A 20782-nucleotide genomic window follows, 5' to 3' on the forward strand; every position below is an offset into this window, starting at 1 on the left:
ACCCAGAAGGTCCCGGCATCTTTCTGACGGCGTCCAGTCCTGTCGACGCTCCTCTTCAGCCGATCTCTTCGGATAGGGAGCGAGAACGCGTCTCGGGTGCGACGATTGCCGCGATCAGGCTTATCAATGCGAGGCCTGCGAGCCAGGCCGGAGCCGGCCAGTAATTGCCGTCGGCCCATTTCACGAGCGCCGTAGCGATCAGCGGAGTTAATCCGCCGCCGAGTGCGGCTGACAATTGATACCCGAGGGATGCCCCGGTGTAACGAACGCTGGTCTTGAAAAGCTCGGGTCCGAACGATCCCATGATTCCGAACAGGATTCCGTTCGATATTCCTCCGATCGCCATACCTAGGAAGACCAGCGACGTGATCTTCGTGTTCACGAGCCAGAACAGCGGAAAGGCGAACAGAATCGTAAAGATCGCGGACGCCATGAAGACCGGGCGGCGTCCGATTCGGTCGGAGAATGCGCAAACCGGAACAATGATCAACAGCTCGGTGATCGCGAATACCAAGACGCCATTGAGCATGAGCTCCCTCGACAGGCCGAGATTGGTCGAGCCATAGGCGACCATGAACGTCACGTAGACGTAGAAGCCGCCGCTGGTCACGAGAAACAGCCCGCCCGCGAGCAGAACTTCGCGCCACTGGGTGCGCAAAGTTTCCGCAAGCGGAAATGCGGCGATTACGTTCGTACGTTTCGCCTGCGAAAAGGCTTGGCTTTCAGGCATCGAGAATCTGGCGAACGCGCCGACCAACACCAGAACGAGGCTCAACAGGAAAGGCAGTCGCCAACCCCAGGCGGCGAACTGCTCGGTACCCAACATCGCGGTTGTCGCAGCAAAAATCAGCGTCGCGATCACCAGCCCCGCCGGAGATCCCAATTGGGGAAGGCTGCCGAGGAGCCCGCGCCGTGTCTGCGCCTCGCTTTCGGTCATCACCAGCACGGCGCCACCCCATTCGCCACCGAGGCCGATACCCTGAATGAGACGAAGCAGCACGAGAAGGACGGGCGCGAATATTCCGATCGCGTTGTAGTTCGGAAGGCACCCGACGAGGAGTGTAGCCACGCCAGTCAGCAGGAACGTCGCGATGAGCGTCGACTTGCGACCGATGCGATCGCCCATGTGCCCGAAGATGATGGCTCCGATGGGACGGGCGAGAAAGCCGACGGCGAAAGTGGCGAAGGAGAGCAGCGTCCCGGCCATGGGGTCGAAGTTCGGAAAGAACTGCGAATTGAAGACGAGAGCCGCCGCCAAGCCGTAGATCTGGAAATCGTACCATTCGATCGTGGTGCCGACGGTCGCCGCCAAAGCCGTTCGGGAGAGCGATCCGGCCGGCTGTTCGGGCTGGGCAATCGTTGCCTCCGAGATTTGCGTCATATTTCAACTCCTTACGCGCCAACTCGCGCTGTGACATTCCTCTTGATTTGTTATCGATATTAGATTATCGATAATCGAGGATCACGCGATATTGCAGGAATGTCAAGAATGACGCTCTCGGACGCCCTTAGCGGCATCTCGGCCGTGAAGCTCTCAACCTCGGACGTTATCGCCGAGCAATTGCGCCGGGCCATCCTGCTTGGGACGATCTCCGGCGGAGCTCAACTCAAGCAGAACGACGTCGCCGCAAGGTTTGGCGTCAGCGTCGCTCCCGTGCGCGAGGCGCTCCAGCGGCTGATCGCGGACGGGCTGGCAATATTGCATCCGAACCGAGGTGTGACCGTTTCGCCGACCTCGGAGCAGGATTTCCTTGAGATCGCCGAATTGCGTGCACTCTTGGAGCCGCATGCGCTTCGTCACTCTGCTCCTCGTCTCACGAGTGCCGACCTGCAATATTCCGAAGACGTTCTGTCCAAGGCTGCGCAGGCTTCGGATCCGCTCGAACGCGCCAATCTGCACTGGGAGTTTCACCGCAGCTTGTACAAGCAAGCAGAGCGGCCGCGTCTGCTGGCGCAGATCGGCGCCCTTTACCAGGGCATCAACCGCTACCTGCTTCCAGCATGGGCCAATTCCGGCCTCAGCCCCAGTTGGGTCGATAGTCATCTCCTTATCGTCGCGAAAATTCGCGATGGCTACATCGATGAGGCATGCCGCTTGATCGTCGATCAGACTGACGCCTCGACGAGGCGCGTGCAGGCGCATCTGCATCGGAAAGAACTTTCCAAGAAGGAAGAGAAGTAAATGCTGGAGTTCTCGAAATACAAGCTGCTGACGTTCGACTGCTACGGCACGCTGATCGACTGGGATACGTCCATCTCGAACATCGTGCAGCCCTGGCTCGTCGAGATGAGGTCTCAAGTTCCTCCAGACCTGGTCGTCAGCACGTTCGCGCTCATGCAGGCCAAGCATCAGCAGATGCGCCCGACATTGCTCTATCCCGAAGTGTTGCGACGCTCATGGCGGGATATCGAGGAGCAGTTTGGCTGGGACGAAAACCTGGCTCGCGCGGACGAGTTCGCTCGATCAGTGCCATCCTGGCGTCCTTTCGCGGATACGATCGAGAGCCTGCAATACCTCAGCCGACATTTCGCGCTCGGAATCCTTTCGAATGTCGATAACGCTTCACTTTCGGGCACGCTCAGAGCACTGGAGGTGCCGTTCCTGTTTACGGTCACTGCGGAAGACGTAGCTTCCTACAAACCTGGCGAGCCGCACTTCGATGTGGCTTTCCAGGAAGCCGCAAGGCATGGGATCGACAAGAGCGAGATCCTCCACACGGCTCAAAGCAAGCACCACGATATCGCTCCCGGAAATCGGCTCGGTCTGACAACTATCTGGGTGAACCGCCGTCACGGGAAGAAGGGTACAGGCGCGACCTTGGCCGCCACGGCCAACCCATCGTTGACCGTCAACTCGCTCGCTGAACTCGTCGACCTGCATAGATCGGCGCAGGGTGCCTCGCAGCCGGTATCGCTTTCCCAATGACCGTCGATAAGTTTGCCGCGCTCGCAACCGCCAACGCTCCTGGCCAGGAAGTTCGCCAAGCCGTCGACAATGTTGGCAACCTCATGCGCGGCGGAAGGATCGCCGGGCACCCGATCGATTTCTCGCACGGCGACGTCGACGCCTTTGCGCCAACGCCAGGTGCAGCAGAACGGTTCTCGGAGGCGCTGGTTGCGGGAGGACGGCAGGCCTACACTGAGTATCGTGGTTCGGCGGACATCCGTTCCGAGCTGTCCGAAGTGCTTGCAGCGTTCACCGGCGCACCGGTCTCAGCCGATAACGGCACGATCGTCACACCCGGCACCCAAGGCGCCCTGTTCCTGGCCGTCGCCTCGCTGGTGAACGCCGGCGATAAGGTCGCGATCGTCCAGCCGGACTACTTCGCCAATCGCAAGCTCGTCGAATTCGTCGGCGGGTATCCCGTCCCGGTGACGATGGACTATCTGGGCAGCTCGCCGGATTCCGGACTTGACCTCGCGCAGCTCGAGGACGCATTCAAAGCCGGCGCGCGCGTATTTCTCTTCTCGAATCCGAACAATCCGACCGGAGCCGTCTATTCCCGGCGGGAGATCGGTGAGATCGCCCGGCTTGCCGCCGCATTCGACGTGAAGATCATCGCCGATCAGCTCTACTCACGGCTTCTTTATGCGAACCAGAATTACGCGCATATCCGCGCCGCTGGCTTGCCGGAGGACCGTGTCATCACCATCATGGGCCCGTCGAAGACCGAGTCCTTAAGTGGCTACCGACTGGGCATCGCGTTCGGCGCACCTGCGGTGATCGAGCGAATGGAAAAGTTGCAGGCGATCGTCTCGCTGCGTGCCGCGGGCTACAATCAGGCGGTCCTTCGTACCTGGTTTCGCGAGCCAAAAGGGTGGCTTGAGGAACGAATTGCTCGACATCAAGCGATCCGCGACGATCTTCTCGGTCTCTTTCGCGATGGCAGCATGCCTACCCGCGAGCCGCAGGCGGGCAGCTATCTGTTTCCGACGTTGCCTCCGCTCGGGGTCGGACTCCAGGACTTCGTGCGGTTGTTGCGCCATCAGGCCGACGTTATTGTGACGGCTGGAACGGAGTTCGGTCCTTGTCCGAACAACATAAGGCTGAATTTCTCTCAAGATCACACGGCGGCGATGGCCGCAGGGCAACGCATCGTCGAAATGGCGCATCGGTATCGGAAGTGAGGGCGCCGGCGCCGAACGAACGTGGATGCGCGTTCTTCATTCGCCGCGTTCGAACAATTGCACCCATCGAAGCAGCCTTTCCGCATGATTTAAAGGGTGCCTTGGCGAGATTGCATGGTCGTGTCCAGGTTACCCTCACGAAGCGGACCTCGCGACGCTATGAGCTCGGATCGCCGATGGGCCATCAGCGGGCCTTGGCGGCGCAGTAGCGGGGTCTGCTTTATAATCGAAGAATAAGGTCTCACCTAATGGCGATGAGGCAGCCTCAATAAGTACCCAGAGTTTGTTCAGCCCAGATCGGGCCGGCGACCACAATTAGGCGGAATGATGGGGTGCGGGCGCCGGAGGAGCCCATTACTGCGCATTGCGGGCGGGAACTGCCGGCGCTTCGTTCGATCGGAGGAAAGGTTCCGCTTAAGCCGCGTCAAACCTCGGTCGGGGGAACTAAACGCAAGGCAATTCTAGAGGGACCAGCGATCCTCTCGTTTGACCGCTGCGCTCTGGTTAAGGCGTTGCGCTATATCCTCTGCCAATCGGATCGACTGCGCGTTGGCGCCTTTCGTTCCATCTTGGGTGACCAAGGCATTGCCATCGAGCATGAGAGGGAAATCTTCTGGCTGAGCTGCTGCCGGTTTGATGGACACCGGGTCGATCGCCGCTGTCCTTCGGCAAGCGCCGGCGTCGCGGCCGCGCCCGCAAGCCTTGCAGGCGCATTAGTCGTTCGATTTGGTGGAGGCCACAGTCCGCCCCATCGGCAAGCAGATCACGCCACACCCGGCGCGCACCGTAGGTGCGGTCGCTCGCCATGAAGCTTGCCTTCACCTTGCCGCCGAGCTCTTCGTCGCTGCGGGATCTGGCGCTGGGCGAGCGATTCAGCCAGGCATGGAAGCCCGACCGCGACACCCCCAGCGCATCGCATAGCCATGCCACCGGCCAGATCGCCCGGTGCTTCGCGATGAAGACGAACTTCATATCGCTTCCTTCGCGAAGAAGGCTGCGGCCTTCCTAAGAAACAGCCGGATTGGCGTCCCCCGGAATGGCCTGCAACAGGAAGCCTAGCGATTTGGCCCTCCGCTGAAGGTTGGCGACGACGCGGTTGCGATATTGTTGCTCATATTGGGTGGCACCCGGATCCCTGTAGCTCATGCCGTACCGGAGCGTGTTGTAGAATAAAACCGCAATCTTGCGGGCGGTCGCCGTTACGGCCTTCGACTTACCTGCCCGTGAGGACAGCCGACGATAGAATGCTCCCAGCGCTGTATCACTTCGACCGACCGTTGTGGCCGCCAACCGCAACAGCGCGGCTGCCCGACTGGAGGATCGTCGCGTACGCGAAGACAGCACCTTGCCGCCGGAGATCTTGTTGCCCGGTGCGAGGCAGAGCCAGGAGGTGAAGTGCTTGGCGGTCGGCCATGCCCTCAGATCTGTGCCGCACTCGCCGATGAGCTTCAAGGCGAGCGACGGACCCAACCCATGGATTTCGGTTAGATCGACGCCGAGCACACCATACAGCGCGGTCCTGACATCGAACGTGGGTGTGTTGACCTGCTTGGTCTTTACGCGTGGCCTGGGTAACTTTCTGCCCGGTTTTGTCCCTCTGTTGCCCAACGCAGCGATCAAGACTTCGAGCTTGCGATCGCAGTCCAGCATCTTCGCCTGGTAGACGTCGTAGAGTTCCAGCGATTGGGTCAGGGCGAAGACATGTTCATGTCGGTTGTTGTCCACCAGTGCGGCGCGGATCGTCTCTATGGAAGAATGGCAGCGTGCATCCCGGTAGGTCGCCAACACCTCGGGATTGCGTTTGCCCGCAACAATAGCTCGGATGATCCGCATGCCAGTCGCACCCGTGATATCCGAGACCACGTGATGAAGCTGCAGGTTCATCTCCATGGGCCTTCTGCATATGCTGGATATGGGCAGCGGCATATTCCACCAACCGCTCCCGCTGGCGCAAATAGACGCGCAGGGTTGCAATCTCGGCATCAGGTCTGAAGCTGCCGCGTAACAGGCCATAGGAATGAAGCTGGCGCAACCATGCGGCATCGCTGACATCGCTTTTGCGCCCGGGCACGTTCTTTGCGTAGCGAGCGTTGACCAGAATGACCTCAAACCCGCGCTGCTCCAGGATCTCGTAAACCGGGATCCAATAGACCCCGGTGGATTCCATCGCGACACTCGTCACGCCGCAGGCCTTAAACCAGTCTGCCAGATGATGCAGGTCTTCTGTGAATGTGCCGAACGTGCGCACCGGCATATCAGTGCAGGCTGGGTTCACCGCAGCCATGTGCATCTTTGATCCGATGTCGATGGCGGCCGCGCCGACATTGACCGGCTTCAGCTCCGGGCGGTCACCGGTCGTCCTCTTGGGCATAAGCGGGTCCTCCATTTAATGATGGGCAGGAGGGTCTGGGTTATGCCAATCGTCATCTTCCTAATCGGAATCGCCGCCGGAGCAGCGTCACCACTCCCAAGTCCGCATGCACCCATGGACCACGTTTTTTAACGGGGATTTTGCCTCCAATAAGCTGACGGCCGCTACCCTCCCAGCCAAGAAGATAGCACAAGGCTGTTTCTACCCCGCGCAGGTGCGCCACAACGCTGGACAGTTTTTTAGGATATCCCGCTCGGCCTTTAACTTGGCGACCTCACGGCGCAACCGCTCGATCTCCTGCTGCTCCGGCTTCATCTGCCCGTGGCCGGGAAAGGCCTGCACCGGATCGGAGCCGAACTCTTTCACCCATTTGCGCAGAACGTTCTCATGGACATCCAGGTCGCGCCCGGCCTGCGCCACCGACACCCCACGCTCCCTAACCAGCTTGATCGCCTCGATCTTGAACTCGCGACTGAACTTCCGTCTCTTCATCGCCCACCTACGGCTTCATGAAACACCTAATCCCGGTGTCCATCAAACCGGCAGCAGCTCAGTCGGAGACGGTCGGCGCGTACTGCGATCTTTCCAAGGATGGATTTGAGCAAGAGCTCAAGTTATTCCAATTGGTCGGTAGGTCGCGTGTGCACGACGTGTGCTCCGGCACTCTATCTTGTAGCTCCACCTCGCCGAGGTCTTGCCCGCCGGACGTTGGCCGCGGTCGTCATTGCGCGGCATCCGGGCAGCCAAAGTATAGGAACTGCGCGCAGGTGCGCCGGTTTCCACGTCATGAAGAAACCCTTGGCGCCCCATCCACAAGCTGCACCCGGGCTGACGCGAGCGCTTGAGCGGAATATCCACGCTCTGGTCGAACGAAGGAAGCGCGAGCAATCCGACGCGTCCATTCAGCAAAAGGTCGCCGACGCAATAACTTCGTTCACCGGCAGCATGCAGTTTGTTTACCTGCACTCATTTGCTTTTGGATTTTGGATAGCCGCAAACCTTGGATGGCTTCCAGGAGTTGTGCCATGGGACCAGAGCTTTGTAGTGCTCGCTATGATCGCCTCTGTAGAGGCAATCTTTCTTTCGACCTTTGTTCTGATCTCTCAAAATCGTATGGCGGCCGAAGCCGAAAGAAGGGCGGAGTTGGATCTGCAGATCAGTCTCCTCGCCGAACATGAGATCACGAAGGTGGTCGCGCTCCTGAATGAAGTGGCCCGCAAATTGGGGATCGATTCCCAAGAGAACAAGGAGCTTCAGGAAGCCGCTTCAGATATCGCGCCTGAGCGTGTTCTCGACAAGATCGAAGAAAGCAAGAACTGAAGTGGGCGCAACAGCGTTCCTGCCGCAAGACGCCAGAGCCGGAATGAGCGCTTCTGGCTCTCAGCTGGCTATTCGGAGCTGAGCAGGCTGCGCGCCGGCCCCCTCCTTCGCCGCGCGAGAGCCGGCACTGGTGTCGGGGACTCACCCGCAATGCGCAGTGCGAAATAGGCGATCGTAGCTTGGAGACCGTCCTTCAGCGCGACACGCGGTCGCCATCCAAGCAACCGCGAGGCGGTGTCGATGACCGGCTTGCGGCGCTTCGGATCGTCCTTCGGCAGCGCCTCAAAGCGGAGCGGCGCGGCCGACTCGGTATACGTCAGAACCTCGCGGGCGATGGCTTCAATCGTGACCTCGTGAGGATTGCCGAGGTTGCAGGGGCCGGTCACCGATGGGGGGCTTTCCATCAGCAGTTGGAGGCCTCGCACGAGATCGTCAACAAAGCAGAAACTCCGGGTTTGCGTGCCGCTGCCATAGATCGTGATCGGCAGGCCGCGCAGGGCTTGCACGATGAAGTTGGAAACGACACGGCCATCGTTCTCCAGCATGCGGGGGCCGTAGGTATTGAAGATGCGCGCGACCTTGATCTCGGTCCCGTACTTGCGGTGGTAATCAAACATCAGGGTCTCGGCAGCGCGCTTGCCCTCGTCGTAGCAGGCGCGTGGCCCGATCGGGTTGACGTTGCCGAGATAGGATTCAGGTTGGGGGTGCACCTCCGGATCGCCGTAGACTTCGCTCGTGGAAGCCTGCAGGACGCGGGCACCCTTGCGGTGCGCGAGCTCGAGCAGGTTAATTGTGCCCAGCACGCATGTCTTCATCGTGCCGACCGGATCTCTCTGGTAATGCCGCGGCGAAGCCGGGCAGGCGAGGCTATAGACGCGGTCAATTTCCCCTTCGATCTCGATTTCCTCTTGCACGTCATGCTCGATGAAGCGGAAGTTCGGATGGTTCAGGAGCGGCCTGATATTGGCGATTCTGCCTGTGAAGAGATTGTCGAGGCAGATGACGGCGTTGCCACGTTGCAACAACGAATCGCAGAGATGAGAGCCGATGAAGCCGGCGCCGCCGGCGATGAGCACGGTCGGCGAGCGGCGGAGCGTAGGGATACGGGTCTGGAGTGTCATGGCAGGCTCTCTTTAGAGTTCGGCGACTTGAACCGAGCGGCCGGCGGCAGGGCGCGAGGATTTGCGACGGCGGCGTGCGGCTGCTTCGGCGTAGTAACCCTCCAGCTGGCGGGCGCGGTGGTCGGCGGTGTGATCGGTCAGAACGCGCCGGCGTGCGCTCTCCGCAACGGTGCGCCGACGCTCCTCGGGCATGTCGCGCAGGATTTCGATGACGTCGCGCGGGCTCGAGGCCAAAAGAATCTCCCGCGCCGGCGCGAAAATGGTTTCGATGCCCGGCCAGCGGTCCGAGATCACCGGCGTGCCGCAGGCGGCGGCTTCGAACAGGCGAACGCTCGGCGAGAAGCCTAGCGCACGCATGTCGGCGCGAGTCGCGTTCAGGGTGAATCGCTGTTCCGCATAGAACGTCGGGTGCTGCTTCGGCGCAAGGTGCTCGATCCGCAGGACATTGTCGGGCCAGACGATACCAGCGGGGTATTGCGCGCCTGCGACCGCGAACTGCTCTGACGCCAGCGCGCAGGCCGGGGTCAGCAGCAGCTGTTCGAGAATCGGCTGCCGGTCCTCGCTGTACGTCCCGAGATAGCCGAGGGCCCATCGCGCCTCCGCTTGCTGTGGCGCGTAAGCCTCGGTGTCGGCGCTGCAATAGAGAACCCGGGCCATCGGGCTGCCGAACCGCTCCTCGATTATGTCGGGCACGGGACCACCGGCGAACGACAGATAAAGATCGAACCGCGGGATCATCGCGGCTGACAGATAGTCGAGGCCTTGGTCGAGCTTCGCGAGCGTTACGGGTGTGTCGATGTCGTAGAACGCAGTGATTCCACGCGCCTGGCTCGTGATCCACTCGGAGATGGCAATACCGTCGGGCACATAAGAACCGATGATGACGAGGTCGGCGTCCCGGATCAGCTTGCCGAAACGGCGAGGCACGTCCTTCAGAGACTGATAGAGCTCCACCGTCCACGATGTCGGGTCGGTGAGATCGCGATGCTCGCGATACCAGGCGACGTCGCGCTCGAGGAAGGTGACGTGGTGGCCTCGTCGTGCGAGGGCCCCGATCAGAGCGCGATAGGTCGTCGCGTGACCATTGCCCCATGACGATGTGACCGAAAGACCGACGACGACAATTCTCAGGTTCATTCTGCTGCCTCGATGCGCGAGCTGCTTCCGTCGAAGAGATCGTTGAACTGGCGGGCGCGGTGCCGATAAGTGTGTTGGCTCAGGATGCGCGCGCGGGCACGGCTCGCGATCGCGGCGGCACGATCCGGGTTGAGAGCGTCAAGATGACCGGCAATCTCGGTTCCGTTCGCGGCCACCAGCACCTCGCGATCTGGCTCCAGGAAATACTCGATGCCGGGCCATTGATCCGTGATCAGGCAAGCGCCGGCACCGATCGCCTCGAATACCCGCGTCGGCGGCGAGAAGCCGAAACGCGCCATGCTCTCACGATTGACGTTGAGCGTGGCCAGGCCGGAGCCGAAAAACGCGTTGTGCTGGCCGGTGCCGACATGCCCGACTTTGCGGATGTTCGTCGCGGTGTTCTTGGTGTCCCAGCCGGAACCGCCGAGAACAAACTTCTTCTCGGGGAGCGTGCACGCGACGTCGAGAAAGAAATGTTCAACGCGCTGCTCGCGATCTGGCAGGCGATTGGCCAGCAGGCCGAGATCGCAGGTAAACTCGGGTCTGGGCGAGGAAGGAAAATGCGTCTCGGGGTCGAGGGCGTTGTAGATCGGGACGCAATCCCGCGCACCCATGGCGCGATAGGCCGATACGACGCCGTCGCCGCCGCCGTAGGTCAGAACCATGTCGTAAGAGGAAATCGCACGACGCAGATGATGCTCGGCATCGTTTGCCATGGCTTCAAGCGTGGCGGGGGCGTCGACATCCCAGTAAATCCGCATGGTTCGGGAGGGCAGGGCCGCAACCGCGACCTCCAGCTCGGAATCGAAGACGCCGACGCCGCTGGCCTTGATCAGCATGTCGGCCGATCGCGCCGCCGCGTCAAGTGAGCCGCGCCAGCCATCGGCTGTGGCGGGGTAGACGACGACTTTGGCCCATCCGGGATCGGCGATGTCGCGATGGGCCTGCCGCTCGAAGGCGTCAGGTTCGAAGAAGGTGATGTCGTGTCCAAGCGCCGCAATCTGCTTGAGCATGCCGCGATAATAGGTTGCGGCACCGTTCCAGTAAGACGAGACGAGGCTGGATCCGAAGAAGCAGATTTTCATGCGGAGGCTCCGATGTATCGCAAGGGCCGGGACGAGCTGTCGGAGCTCCGAATGTCATCCACGATGTCCACGAGCTGCTGTGCGCGATGACGGCACGTATGGCGCTCTCGGATCGTTCGGAGCCCTGTCGCTACCATGGCGGCTGACAGGTCCCGATCATCGAGAACGGCACGGAGGGAGCGCTTCATCTCGACGCCATTGGCGGCCTGGAGGTAAGCGCCCTCTGGAAACAGGCCTTCCACGTCGGCCCAGGGAGCCGAGATCAGGGGAATGCCGCAGGCGAGCGCCTCGAACACGCGAATGGTGGGGATACCCGGAAGCGACCGCACATAGGGACCGCGGGGGACGTGAACGGTCGCGCGCGCGCCGGCGAAGGCGACCGGCGCCCAGTGCGCCGGCAACCAGCCGCCATAGCGAATGCCCGCGGCCTGGATGGTCTGCAGAGCGACATCGGAGTAACGGACGCCGTAAACGCCAGCACGCAAGCCCAGTTCAGCGACGGGCGCGACCAGAAACTCATTGAGCTCGGCACTGCGCTCGCCATCACCCCAATTGCCGATCCAGACCAGATCATCCGTGCGCTCGACATGCGGCAAAGGATGATACATGGCGGTATCGGCGGCCTCGTGCCAGGTATAGGCACGATCAGCCCAGCCGAGAGTCACATAAATTTGGCGCAGAACTTCGCCAAATGCGAGCACGCCGTCGAATGCATCGAGGTCGAATTGTGCCAGTTCATCCGGCGCAGTGACCGCGCGGTGATGGGTGTCGTGAAACAACAAGGTGAAAGGAGCGCCGTGCGCGCGCTGGGAGCCGATCTTCTCGATCACATCAGGCGAATTCCATTCGTGCACAATCACGAGATCGGCGCCATCAAGAGCTTCGTCGAAATCGAGTGAGGCATCAAAGCGACGAATGGAAACGCCGGGGAAGAGTTGCCCGATGTCTTGTAGCGCCCCACTGCCGCTTTCGCGGATGGCATTCAACCGACTCCAGCCATCAAACGGCTCGAACACGACCACCTCATGTCCGAGCGCGTGCAACTCGCGGGCGTATCCGCGCAGGAAATGAGCGTTGCCGTTGTTCCAGCAGGAGGTGAATGCGTGATAGAACAGGACGCATCTCATGCGCGCACCTCGATCTGCTTGGCTTGGGTTGTCGTGCGGGTGGAAGCGAGCAGTCCTTCATAGAGCGTCTGATAGGCGCTGGTCGTGCGGGCCAGAGAATAGCTCAACGAGTGTTCATAGGCGGCGCGTTGCAGGCGCGTCCTTTCGCGCTCGTCGGCACTGAGTTCGACGAGAATGCGATGCAAAGCCTGACTATCGCTTGGGTCAAAAAGCCGCGCGGCTCCGCTCCACAACTCCCGGAAGGTAGGAATATCCGACAGCACCAGCGCGCAGCCGGCAGCGGCCGCCTCCAGCACGGAAAGGCCGAACGGCTCGTACAGCGCGGGGCTGACAAAGATCGCTGCGTGCTGGAGATGATCGCACAACGCGCCGTGCGATAATGGGCCCAGCCAGGTGATGCCGGCGGGCGGGTTGCCGTCGGTAGGGCCTGCGATCTCGACCGGCCAATCCAGTCCGTGCGCAGCCGCGGCAAGAGCTTCGATATTTTTGGCACGATCCCACAGCCGGCCGGCCGCGAAGATCAGCTCCCGCTTTGGATTTGGCGGCGCGCCAGCCGCAATTCCATTCCAGATCACGGTACCGGGGGAGCGGGGCTGATAGATCTCCACGATGTCATCGTGGAAGGACTGGCTCGGACAAACCCAGGCTTCCGTGCTGTCGAGCGCCGCGGCCACCCATTCCGTATAGCGCATCCAGCGGGGCTCGTTGAGCCAGGCCGAATCCTTGCAGGCTCGCGCCCACGAGTTGACGCAGGAATGCGCCACGAGAATGGTCGGCGCGCGCCACGGCAGCGTGGCCTCCCGGAGACTATTGAGGTGGACGATGTCCGGCCTGAACCGGGCTTGCAAGCCGGCGAGGGTGCGCCTGGCGTGAGGGAAGTCGTGTCCTTCCGGATCCTGCCATTCAAGCGCGAGATCCGTTTCGATCAGCCGGACTCGCGAGTCGCCCAGCATCTCACACTGGTCGGCGCGTGGGGGCGGGCCCATTGTCGCTAGTATCACCTCGGCGCCCGAAGCGGCAAGGCTCGCGGCGAGCGCGCAGGAATAGGTCCATACGCCGCCGACCGTGTCGGTCGTCATCAGGATCCTGATGTCCGCTCCTTTCCTCATGGCGCCACCGGATACTCGAGGGCCTCGAGCGGAATGGGCCGGTCGTTCTGCACGTCGCTGAACTGGTCGAACATTCTCAGATAGTGCTGATGCGCGCGCTCCCAGGCGAAATCGTCGGCTTCGCCCCAGAGCTTTCGGTAGTCGGGCGAGCCGGGATAGGGGTAGAGCGGGACCGGGTCATTGGCCCAGATTCCGGCATCCTGCATCTTGTGGCGCCAACGCTGCACCACAGGGTCGTCGTCTTCGGGAACCTCGATCAGATTGGCCTGTACGAACCGAACGTGGCGGCGGGCTTCGACCAGCCGGTCGGCGAGCTGGTCGGTGGTCATCTTGCAGTTCTTGGCGAGCGCCGCGCGGCCCTCGACGGTGAGGCTCTCGATCCCTGCCTCGATCGAGACGCACCCGGCGCGGCCCAGCAGGGCGAGCATATCCGGTTTCCAGAGATCGATTCGCGTCTGCACGCCGAATCTGAGGCCGCGCGTGCTCAGCCCTTCAAGCAGCTCGGCGTTCGGCAGGAAGATCTCGTCGATGAAGTAGACATATTCGACGCCTTGCCCGCGCAGGCGATCCACTTCGGCGAGGATGGTCGCCGGAGGCCGCTTGCGGTAGGCGTTGCGGAAATTCTCCTTGGCGCAGAACGTGCAATTGTAGGGGCAACCGCGCGACGCCTCGACTTCCGCGCCAGTCCCTGCCGGCTCGGCCTCAAAGCGGTGATGATGGTGGTAATGACGCCGGATCATCTCGTCCGGCCAATCGAGCGCCGGCTGATCCCTGAATTCGACGGCCTGTGGGCCGCCATTGACTCGAACCGAGTCGCCGTCTGCAAAGCACAGGCCGGAAAAGTCGCGCTCGCCATTGGCGAGGCGCAGCAAAGACGCTTCGCACTCGCCCATCACGACGATATCGACGGCGAGCTTCTTGAGAGCCGCCCGCGGCGTCGTCGAGCCGTGCGGGCCGACCGCGATCAGGGTCGGTGCAAGATCCCGCACCGCCAATGCAAGCTCCTGCGGAACGCGTAGTTCCGGCGGGGCGCAGCGCCAGAACAGGTAGGTCGGGGCCGTGGTGATGACGATCAGGTCGGGGCCGAACGCACGCAGCTCGGCTTCGATATCCCGGAACGACAGGCCGAACATGTGCGCATCGAGCAGCAGCGTCCGATGCCCGGCCGCCTTCAGGTAATGCTCGGAGATCCCGAGCTCGAGCGGAAGGTGGGGGGATCGGCAGCCGAAATAGATGCTGCCGCCAAAATCCCAATTCGGATTGATCAGGGCGACGCGCGTCATGCGAGAGCCTCGCGGCTGTCGTGAGCGGCTCCGAAGCGAGTATCCAGCCAGGCGTGGAGAGAGTGAAGACCCTCGGCGATGGAGACCTGCGGCGACCATCCGAGAGCGCTCGACAGCGCACGCGTATCGGTGACGTACCAGGGCTGATCGCCCGGACGCCAATCGGCAAAGCGGTAGGTGACCTCACGGCCGGTCAGTTCCGCAATATGGTCGATGAGCTCGCGAAGGCTGACCGCGTTTGCGGGGCCGCCACCGAGATTGAACACGCGTCCGCGCGCGAGCGCGATCCGGTCAAGCACTGCGAGCCACGCAGCCGCCGCATCCGACACATGCAGGGCGTCGCGAACTTGATGGCCGTCGCCGTAAATCGTGAGTGGCTTGCCGCGGAGCGCGCTCAGCAGGAAATGCGCGATCCAGCCCTGGTCTTCGGTGCCGAACTGGCGCGGTCCGTAGATGCAGCTCATGCGCATCACCACGGTCTGCAGGCCGTAGACCCGAGCATAGTCGTGGACGTACTGGTCCGCCGTTCCCTTGGAACAGCCATAGGGGCTGTAGAAATCCAGCGGTGCGTTCTCGGAGATGCCATCCGCCAGCAGGGGGCTGGTGGGCGTATAGCGGCGGCCGGTGAGCGTAATCTCGCTGTCCTCGATCAGGCGGCCATAGACCTTGTTGGTGGAGGCGAATATGATGGAGGCGCTGCTGTTGTGCAGCCGAACCGCTTCGAGCACGTTGAGGGTGCCGCGTGCATTGATCTCGAAATCGGCAGCCGGGTCGCTGACGCTGTCGGTGACGGCGACCTGTGCTGCCAGATGCAGCACGGCGCGAGCCTCGCGCACGGCATCGATCACGGGAATCGGCTCCCGAATGTCGGCCACCGTAATGGTCACGAGATCACCATATCTGGACTTCAGCCATTGCGCGTTCTCGCGCACGCCGGCACGGGCCAGATTGTCGAGAACCAGAACCCGCTCACCGCGGTTTGCCAGCCGGTCGACAAGATTGCAGCCGATGAAGCCGCAGCCACCGGTGATCAGGACGGGCCTGTTGTCTCGCTCATTCATCACGCGACCAATCCTCGTTGCAGCAGTTCCTGGGTCGCCCGCTCAGCCTGGTCGTCGGCGATTTGGTCCGCGAGATAGTCCGCGAGCTCCTCGAGTCCATCTTTGAAGGCGACGTGCGGCTCGAAGCCGAGCAGATCGCGCGACTTGCCGATGTCGGCGAAGCAGTGCCGGATGTCACCTGCGCGGTACTTTCGCGTGATCTCGGGAGCGATGTCGCCGCGGCCCATGACCTCTGCGAGGTCCTCCGCAACCGACAGGATGGTTCGGCTTTGGCCCGAACCGACGTTGAATACGTCCTGCGTTTGCTCCGCTTCCAGCGCAATGCGGCAGGCGCGGGCAACGTCGTGGACGTGGACGAAGTCGCGCCGTTGTTCGCCGTCCTCGAACACGAGCGGCGGCCGTCCGTTGAGGAGGCGTGCGGCAAAGATCGCGAGCACGCCTGTGTATGGATTCGACAGCGCCTGGCGCGGGCCAAACACGTTGAAGAAGCGCAGCGCCACGGTTGGGATTCCGTAAGCCTTGCCGGTGATCAGGCACATGCGTTCTTGGGCGAACTTGTTCAGGGCGTAGACCGAGCTGAGCGAGGGCAGCTTGCTTTCTGGGGTTGCTGCGGGGATGAGCGGATCGCCTGCAGCGTCGCGCAGCTCCCACTCGCCGCTGCGGAGCTGCTCGATCGAACGTTCGTCGCAGGAAAAGACGCTTTGATCCGGCCTGCGATAGAGGCCTTCGCCATAGATGCTCATGGAGGAGGCGACCACGAGCCGCTCGACCGGACGCTTCGACAGCGCCTGAAGCAGCACAGCGGTACCGAGCTCATTGGTTCGCACATAGGATTCGATGTCGTACATGCTCTGTCCGACGCCGACTGCGGACGCCAGATGCAGGACCATGTCGGCGCCGCGCAGGGCATGTTCTACGGCGACGCTGTCGGTGACGTCACCGACGATGAGTTCGGCATCGTCGGCGAGATAGGAGGGGCGCTGGCGGTTACCGCCGTGGACCTGGGGCGACAGGTTGTCGAGCAGGCGAATCTCGTAGCCGGCGGCGAGCAGCACATCCGCCGCATGAGAGCCGATGAAGCCGGCGCCGCCTGTAATCAATACTCGAGTCATCCATCGCTCCGTACAACTTCAAGACCGACCCTCCCGGGTTCGATCGATGATGTCTGGTGAAGCGCACTTGCTTGGTGGTCGGACGACCCGCGCGCCGGTCACGTTTGGAGTCAGAAGCGATGCAAGGAATGTTCGTTCCTCGAAAATGTACAAACGAATATTTCTCTAACCTGGATCAATAACTCAGGTGAATCGGCGGGCTGCCGTTGGCTAAAAGTGCGCCCCTTGCAGGGCGGCAGGCAGGCCGAGATGCCTTGCCGCGGTCGCGCCGATATCGGCAAAGCCGGTACGCTCGCCGATTGGCGAAGATGATTGCGTCGACCAGGCAAGGATTGGTACCTGTTCACGGGTATGATCGGTGCCGCTCCAGGTCGGATCGCAGCCGTGATCCGCGGTGATGATCAGAAGATCATCGCTTCGCAGGCGGGTCAGCAATTCCGGAAGGCGACTATCGAAGGTCTCGAGCGCCACCGCATAGCCGGCGACGTCGCGTCGATGGCCGTACAGCGTGTCGAAATCGATGAAGTTGGCGAACAGCAATCCCCCGTCGGCAAGGCTCGCCAGCCCTTTGAGTGTGGCATCGAACAGCGCCATGTTACCGTCGCCGCGCATGTTTCGCCCGGTCGCGCGATGGGCGAAGATGTCGTCGATCTTGCCGATCGTCACGATGTCACGACCGTCGCTTGCGGCGAGGTCAAGCATGGTGGTTCCGGGCGGCGGTACCGAATAGTCGCGACGGTGCGCGGTCCGCTTGAAGTCCCTCGCGTTTGTGCCGATGAACGGCCGGGCGATGACGCGGCCGATGTTGAGGGAATCGATCAGCCGCCGCGCAATCGCGCAGATGCCGTAGAGACGTTCGAGGCCGAAAGTCTCCTCATGCGCCGCGACCTGGAACACGCTGTCGGCGGACGTGTAGCAGATCGGCATTCCCGTCCGCATGTGACGCTCGCCGAACTCGGCGATGATCTCGGTCCCCGAGGCGTGGCAATCTCCGAGGATGCCGGGTAGTCCGGCTTGCTCGCAGAAGTCTTTCGTCAATTCCGCGGGAAAGCACGGCCTCGTGCGCGGGAAATAACCCCAGTCGAACGGAACGGGCACACCGGCGATCTCCCAATGGCCTGAAGGCGTGTCCTTGCCCTTCGAAATCTCGCTGGCGCATCCGAATTGCCGGTGCTGCGCTTGACCCTGTAGCCCTGGCGGTACGCGCCCCGTAGCGAGGCGGCAGGCCTCCCCGAGGCCGAGCGCCACGAGATTGGGAATCCGGAGCGGCCCCTCGCGCAGGTTGCTGTCGGCGTGTCCGGCCGTGCAGGCTTCCGCAATGTGACCGACGGTGTCCGCGCCTTCGTCGCCATAACGGGCGGCATCCGGCGCGCCGCCGATGCCGACGGAATCCATAACCAGGATCAGGGCACGCATGTTGGCTCTCTGATCGGAGGATCGGCCGACGCTGGGAAGGATGCAAGACCGGTTTTCGTGCAGTAGCGATCGACCATCGCCGCGCAAAAATCGGCAAATTCGTTCACGTCGAGCGGCGGGCTGGTGTGATGGGGCTCGATGCCCCGATGTTCGGGCGTGAAGCAGAACGTGACCGTAACCTGGAACTCCGCCAACGCCTCCATCTGGCGGTCGAACCAGTCGATGGCATTGGGACGGAAGCTGTCGGCCCATGACAGGCCGGTCCGCAAGTGAGTCGCGCCCAGACGGCGCATCCAGTGCACCGCGTCGTGCAATCGATGATCCTCGAAGTGGAACCATTGGCACAGGCCCATGGCAGGCGCATAGGCGCCAAACACGTCGGCGGCCGCTTTGGGCGTCCCGTCCTCGCGCAGCAGGCCCATGTGGAAATGCCGGTAGTAGGAGGACCCTTCGGCTTCCTTGTGGCGAGTCGTCGCTTCCCAGGCAGAGGGAAGGTCGTAAAGGCTGTACCAATGGATACGCGGAGCACGGCCGATCAGCAGCTCGGCGGTGCGCGACAGGCCCCAGGCTTGCACCTCCTCGGCGCCGAAGGAGGAGACGCCGACCTCCGTCACCCACACAGGCAAGGTGGTGACCGCCTTGATCTCCTCGAGCTTGGCGGGCCACTCGCCGATCTGCCACAGGTTCCAGTCGAGCGGAAAGCCGTGCACGGCGACGGCATCGAAATGGTCGAGCACGCCGCGGCTCTGCATGTTGCGCATGAAGGACGGATCGATCGGCGAGATGCCGCCGAGAACGACGGGAAGTGGAGGCCTCGTGCTGCGGATCGCCTTTCCCGCTGCGGTCGCAAGGTCTGCGAACTTGGCCCAGTCGGGATCGATCAGGAGATCCCAGTGCGACTTGTTGTTCGGCTCATTCCAGATCTTGGCCGCCTCGATCATCAGCTTGTGCTCCGGGATGGATAGACGGGTCCGTCGACTTGTGGCCGTTCCGTCCGCCTGCAGAGATAGACTTCTTCTTCGGGATGCGCGGCGATGGCAAAGCCGGCGCTGCGCAGCATGGCCTCGACGCAGGCCCGGTTCGGCACCCACCAATTGGTGGGATCGTCGGCGTATTTGTGCTCGATGAAGTGCAGCCTGGGATAGCCGGCGGAATCGAACTGGTCGGTGGTCCAGAAATCGTAGTTCTTCTCGACCGCGTCGACATGGCTGGCGCCGCGCTGCATCGACTGGAACAGCAGAAGATCCTTGGCGACGTGCTCGTGGATGAGATCCAGCGCCAGCAGCGGATGACGCAAATGATACAGCACGCCCATGAAGATCACGAGATCAAACTTTTCACGGAGCTGGCCGACATCATAGGCCGACATCCTGCGGAATTCGATCCTGAGACCGTTCACTTCGGCGGCAAAGCGCGCCTGCGCCAGGTATTCCTCGTCGGTGTCGAGCCCGAGCACGCGCTCGGCGCCCCGCCGCTTCATCTCCATGGCATAGAAGCCGGCGTTGCAGCCGATATCGAGCACGGTCTTGCCTTCGAGGCGGTCCGGGATGATCCCCGAGAAGCGCCGCCATTTGACGTTGGGATAGTCGCCGAGAAAGTGGGTCGGTGCGGTCGGCACGCCGTTGAGGTCGAGGTTGTGAAACCACGGGCCGAGCGCGTGGACGCGCCTGCGGATTTCCTCACGCGTGAGCAGCGCTCCAGTCATGCGGTCGCTCCATTGTCCATTGCATGGGTCGGTCGAGGCCCATCGGACGAGGCGCCGGCCCGCAACCGCGACCGGCTGTCGGTGCCGGTGCTCTCGGCCAGAAGCGCCATCGCGGTGCGATAGCCGTCGACGGTCCCGACATCGACATAGGATTCGCCAGCCTTGATCCCGATGCCGAGGCCGCCGGCTCGGAGATAGGCATTGACCAACGTGCCGAAATATTCGTCTTGTTTGTCCCGCTCGTGCCAGAGCCCGTGCAACTCGCGAAAGCCCTGGGCCGACATTCTGAAGGCGCCCCAGATCCAGCGCGATGCCGGGTTCGGCTGCTTAACCTGGATTTCACGCACGCTGTCCCCCTCGAGAACCACAGCATCGAAAAACTCCGGGCGCTCGACCGGGAAGAGCAGGAAGGAGAGGTCGGCCTCGGGCAAGGCCTGCAAAGCGGCCTTTGGAAACCAGACCGTGTCGGGCAGGCCGACGACGACGTCTTCATCATGGCCGACGACGGTGCCGGCCTTGAAGACGGCGTCGCACAGGCCGGAGGCGTCGGGCTGGACGACATAGGCGAGCTGGGCGCTGCCGTAGTGATCGCCGAAATATTCGAGAATGTCGGATTTGCCCGGCGAGATCACGAAGCAGATCTTGTCCGCCCCGCCGAGGATCAGGCGCTCCAGCAGATACTCGGAGACCGCACACGGACGCTCGGTGCCGTCGTCGCGCCGGCTGCCGACGGGCAGCAGTTCCTTGGAGAAAGCCAGCGGCTGGATACGACTGCCGCGGCCCGCGGCCGGAACGATGCCCCACATG

The 20782-nt window shown here is 62.2% G+C and carries 17 protein-coding genes and 3 pseudogenes; 4 read left to right on the plus strand and 16 right to left on the minus strand.

Features of this window, described 5'->3' with window-relative positions; translation table 11 throughout:
- Window positions 1-55 precede the first annotated feature (55 nt).
- On the minus strand, window positions 56-1381 hold the full coding sequence (locus EDE08_RS29470; RefSeq protein WP_131872272.1) for an MFS transporter: 1326 nt from the start codon (window positions 1379-1381) through the stop codon (window positions 56-58).
- Window positions 1382-1489: 108 nt separating this feature from the next.
- On the opposite strand from EDE08_RS29470, the gene EDE08_RS29475 reads away from it, so the two are divergent.
- Genes EDE08_RS29475 through EDE08_RS29485 form a run of 3 tightly spaced genes read left to right on the plus strand, consistent with a single transcriptional unit; the run spans window position 1490 to window position 4128 of the window.
- Entirely contained in the window at window positions 1490-2182 is a 693-nt protein-coding gene (locus tag EDE08_RS29475; RefSeq protein ID WP_165936256.1) for a GntR family transcriptional regulator, read from the plus strand.
- A complete protein-coding gene (locus EDE08_RS29480) occupies window positions 2183-2926 on the plus strand; it encodes an HAD hydrolase-like protein (RefSeq protein WP_131872276.1) in 744 nt (247 codons plus the stop codon). It abuts the gene before it with no gap.
- Window positions 2923-4128 (plus strand): pyridoxal phosphate-dependent aminotransferase, encoded by a 1206-nt coding sequence (locus tag EDE08_RS29485; RefSeq protein WP_131872278.1) that lies wholly within the window; start codon window positions 2923-2925, stop codon window positions 4126-4128. The genes EDE08_RS29480 and EDE08_RS29485 overlap by 4 nt, the downstream gene beginning before the upstream one ends.
- Window positions 4129-4776: 648 nt before the next feature.
- Here EDE08_RS29485 and EDE08_RS29495 read toward each other — a convergent pair.
- The 3 pseudogenes from EDE08_RS29495 to EDE08_RS29505 all read right to left on the minus strand — a co-directional run.
- Window positions 4777-5133: pseudogene (locus EDE08_RS29495) on the minus strand (IS3 family transposase); the annotation flags it as partial.
- A pseudogene (locus tag EDE08_RS39700) lies at window positions 5134-6499 on the minus strand (IS110 family RNA-guided transposase).
- Window positions 6500-6715: 216 nt separating this feature from the next.
- Window positions 6716-6991 (minus strand): annotated as a pseudogene (locus EDE08_RS29505) (transposase); the annotation flags it as partial.
- 294 nt (window positions 6992-7285) lie between these two features.
- Here EDE08_RS29505 and EDE08_RS29510 point away from each other — a divergent pair.
- Window positions 7286-7819, plus strand: coding sequence for a DUF1003 domain-containing protein (locus EDE08_RS29510; RefSeq protein ID WP_131872282.1), 534 nt, complete (start codon window positions 7286-7288; stop codon window positions 7817-7819).
- Between the two features lie 68 nt (window positions 7820-7887).
- Here EDE08_RS29510 and EDE08_RS29515 read toward each other — a convergent pair whose 3' ends face one another.
- From EDE08_RS29515 to EDE08_RS29570, 12 genes are all read right to left on the minus strand, one after another.
- Entirely contained in the window at window positions 7888-8940 is a 1053-nt protein-coding gene (locus EDE08_RS29515) for a UDP-glucuronic acid decarboxylase family protein (RefSeq protein ID WP_131872284.1), read from the minus strand.
- A 12-nt stretch (window positions 8941-8952) separates the two neighbouring features.
- Window positions 8953-10077 carry a CgeB family protein gene (locus tag EDE08_RS29520; RefSeq protein WP_131872286.1) on the minus strand — a complete coding sequence of 375 codons (1125 nt, stop codon included), beginning with the start codon at window positions 10075-10077 and terminating at the stop codon, window positions 8953-8955.
- Window positions 10074-11162: a CgeB family protein gene (locus tag EDE08_RS29525; RefSeq protein WP_131872288.1), complete on the minus strand. Its 1089-nt coding sequence runs from the start codon at window positions 11160-11162 to the stop codon at window positions 10074-10076. The genes EDE08_RS29520 and EDE08_RS29525 overlap by 4 nt, the downstream gene beginning before the upstream one ends.
- Window positions 11159-12289 (minus strand): CgeB family protein, encoded by a 1131-nt coding sequence (locus tag EDE08_RS29530; protein ID WP_131872290.1) that lies wholly within the window; start codon window positions 12287-12289, stop codon window positions 11159-11161. The genes EDE08_RS29525 and EDE08_RS29530 overlap by 4 nt, the downstream gene beginning before the upstream one ends.
- Window positions 12286-13398 (minus strand): glycosyltransferase family 4 protein, encoded by a 1113-nt coding sequence (locus EDE08_RS29535; protein ID WP_131872292.1) that lies wholly within the window; start codon window positions 13396-13398, stop codon window positions 12286-12288. The genes EDE08_RS29530 and EDE08_RS29535 overlap by 4 nt, the downstream gene beginning before the upstream one ends.
- Window positions 13395-14681, minus strand: coding sequence for a TIGR04295 family B12-binding domain-containing radical SAM protein (locus tag EDE08_RS29540; protein WP_131872294.1), 1287 nt, complete (start codon window positions 14679-14681; stop codon window positions 13395-13397). The genes EDE08_RS29535 and EDE08_RS29540 overlap by 4 nt, the downstream gene beginning before the upstream one ends.
- Complete coding sequence (locus EDE08_RS29545) at window positions 14678-15742, minus strand: NAD-dependent epimerase/dehydratase family protein (protein WP_131872296.1); 1065 nt, start codon at window positions 15740-15742, stop codon at window positions 14678-14680. The genes EDE08_RS29540 and EDE08_RS29545 overlap by 4 nt, the downstream gene beginning before the upstream one ends.
- Complete coding sequence (locus EDE08_RS29550) at window positions 15742-16854, minus strand: NAD-dependent epimerase/dehydratase family protein (protein WP_131872298.1); 1113 nt, start codon at window positions 16852-16854, stop codon at window positions 15742-15744. The genes EDE08_RS29545 and EDE08_RS29550 overlap by 1 nt, the downstream gene beginning before the upstream one ends.
- A 210-nt stretch (window positions 16855-17064) precedes the next feature.
- A complete protein-coding gene (locus EDE08_RS29555; protein WP_131872300.1) occupies window positions 17065-18270 on the minus strand; it encodes a phosphopentomutase in 1206 nt (401 codons plus the stop codon).
- Window positions 18258-19211, minus strand: coding sequence for a glycoside hydrolase 5 family protein (locus EDE08_RS29560; protein WP_131872302.1), 954 nt, complete (start codon window positions 19209-19211; stop codon window positions 18258-18260). The genes EDE08_RS29555 and EDE08_RS29560 overlap by 13 nt, the downstream gene beginning before the upstream one ends.
- Complete coding sequence (locus EDE08_RS29565) at window positions 19211-19975, minus strand: TIGR04290 family methyltransferase (protein ID WP_131872304.1); 765 nt, start codon at window positions 19973-19975, stop codon at window positions 19211-19213. The genes EDE08_RS29560 and EDE08_RS29565 overlap by 1 nt, the downstream gene beginning before the upstream one ends.
- Window positions 19972-20781, minus strand: a complete 810-nt coding sequence (locus tag EDE08_RS29570) for a sugar phosphate nucleotidyltransferase (protein WP_131872306.1) — start codon at window positions 20779-20781, stop codon at window positions 19972-19974. Before EDE08_RS29570 ends, EDE08_RS29565 begins: the two co-directional genes overlap by 4 nt.
- Window position 20782 lies beyond the last annotated feature (1 nt).

The sequence above is a fragment of the Bradyrhizobium sp. R2.2-H genome, from assembly GCF_004346455.1.
Taxonomy (GTDB): Bacteria; Pseudomonadota; Alphaproteobacteria; order Rhizobiales; family Xanthobacteraceae; genus Bradyrhizobium; species Bradyrhizobium diversitatis.

Bases quoted from the DNA above. Each gene is read 5' to 3' on its own strand.
- EDE08_RS29470 (WP_131872272.1), bottom strand. From the start codon at position 1,381: ATGACGCAAATCTCGGAGGCAACGATTGCCCAGCCCGAACAGCCGGCC.
- EDE08_RS29475 (WP_165936256.1), top strand. From the start codon at position 1,490: ATGACGCTCTCGGACGCCCTTAGCGGCATCTCGGCCGTGAAGCTCTCA.
- EDE08_RS29480 (WP_131872276.1), top strand. From the start codon at position 2,183: ATGCTGGAGTTCTCGAAATACAAGCTGCTGACGTTCGACTGCTACGGC.
- EDE08_RS29485 (WP_131872278.1), top strand. From the start codon at position 2,923: ATGACCGTCGATAAGTTTGCCGCGCTCGCAACCGCCAACGCTCCTGGC.
- EDE08_RS29510 (WP_131872282.1), top strand. From the start codon at position 7,286: ATGAAGAAACCCTTGGCGCCCCATCCACAAGCTGCACCCGGGCTGACG.
- EDE08_RS29515 (WP_131872284.1), bottom strand. From the start codon at position 8,940: ATGACACTCCAGACCCGTATCCCTACGCTCCGCCGCTCGCCGACCGTG.
- EDE08_RS29520 (WP_131872286.1), bottom strand. From the start codon at position 10,077: ATGAACCTGAGAATTGTCGTCGTCGGTCTTTCGGTCACATCGTCATGG.
- EDE08_RS29525 (WP_131872288.1), bottom strand. From the start codon at position 11,162: ATGAAAATCTGCTTCTTCGGATCCAGCCTCGTCTCGTCTTACTGGAAC.
- EDE08_RS29530 (WP_131872290.1), bottom strand. From the start codon at position 12,289: ATGAGATGCGTCCTGTTCTATCACGCATTCACCTCCTGCTGGAACAAC.
- EDE08_RS29535 (WP_131872292.1), bottom strand. From the start codon at position 13,398: ATGAGGAAAGGAGCGGACATCAGGATCCTGATGACGACCGACACGGTC.
- EDE08_RS29540 (WP_131872294.1), bottom strand. From the start codon at position 14,681: ATGACGCGCGTCGCCCTGATCAATCCGAATTGGGATTTTGGCGGCAGC.
- EDE08_RS29545 (WP_131872296.1), bottom strand. From the start codon at position 15,742: ATGAATGAGCGAGACAACAGGCCCGTCCTGATCACCGGTGGCTGCGGC.
- EDE08_RS29550 (WP_131872298.1), bottom strand. From the start codon at position 16,854: ATGACTCGAGTATTGATTACAGGCGGCGCCGGCTTCATCGGCTCTCAT.
- EDE08_RS29555 (WP_131872300.1), bottom strand. From the start codon at position 18,270: ATGCGTGCCCTGATCCTGGTTATGGATTCCGTCGGCATCGGCGGCGCG.
- EDE08_RS29560 (WP_131872302.1), bottom strand. From the start codon at position 19,211: ATGATCGAGGCGGCCAAGATCTGGAATGAGCCGAACAACAAGTCGCAC.
- EDE08_RS29565 (WP_131872304.1), bottom strand. From the start codon at position 19,975: ATGACTGGAGCGCTGCTCACGCGTGAGGAAATCCGCAGGCGCGTCCAC.
- EDE08_RS29570 (WP_131872306.1), bottom strand. From the start codon at position 20,781: ATGTGGGGCATCGTTCCGGCCGCGGGCCGCGGCAGTCGTATCCAGCCG.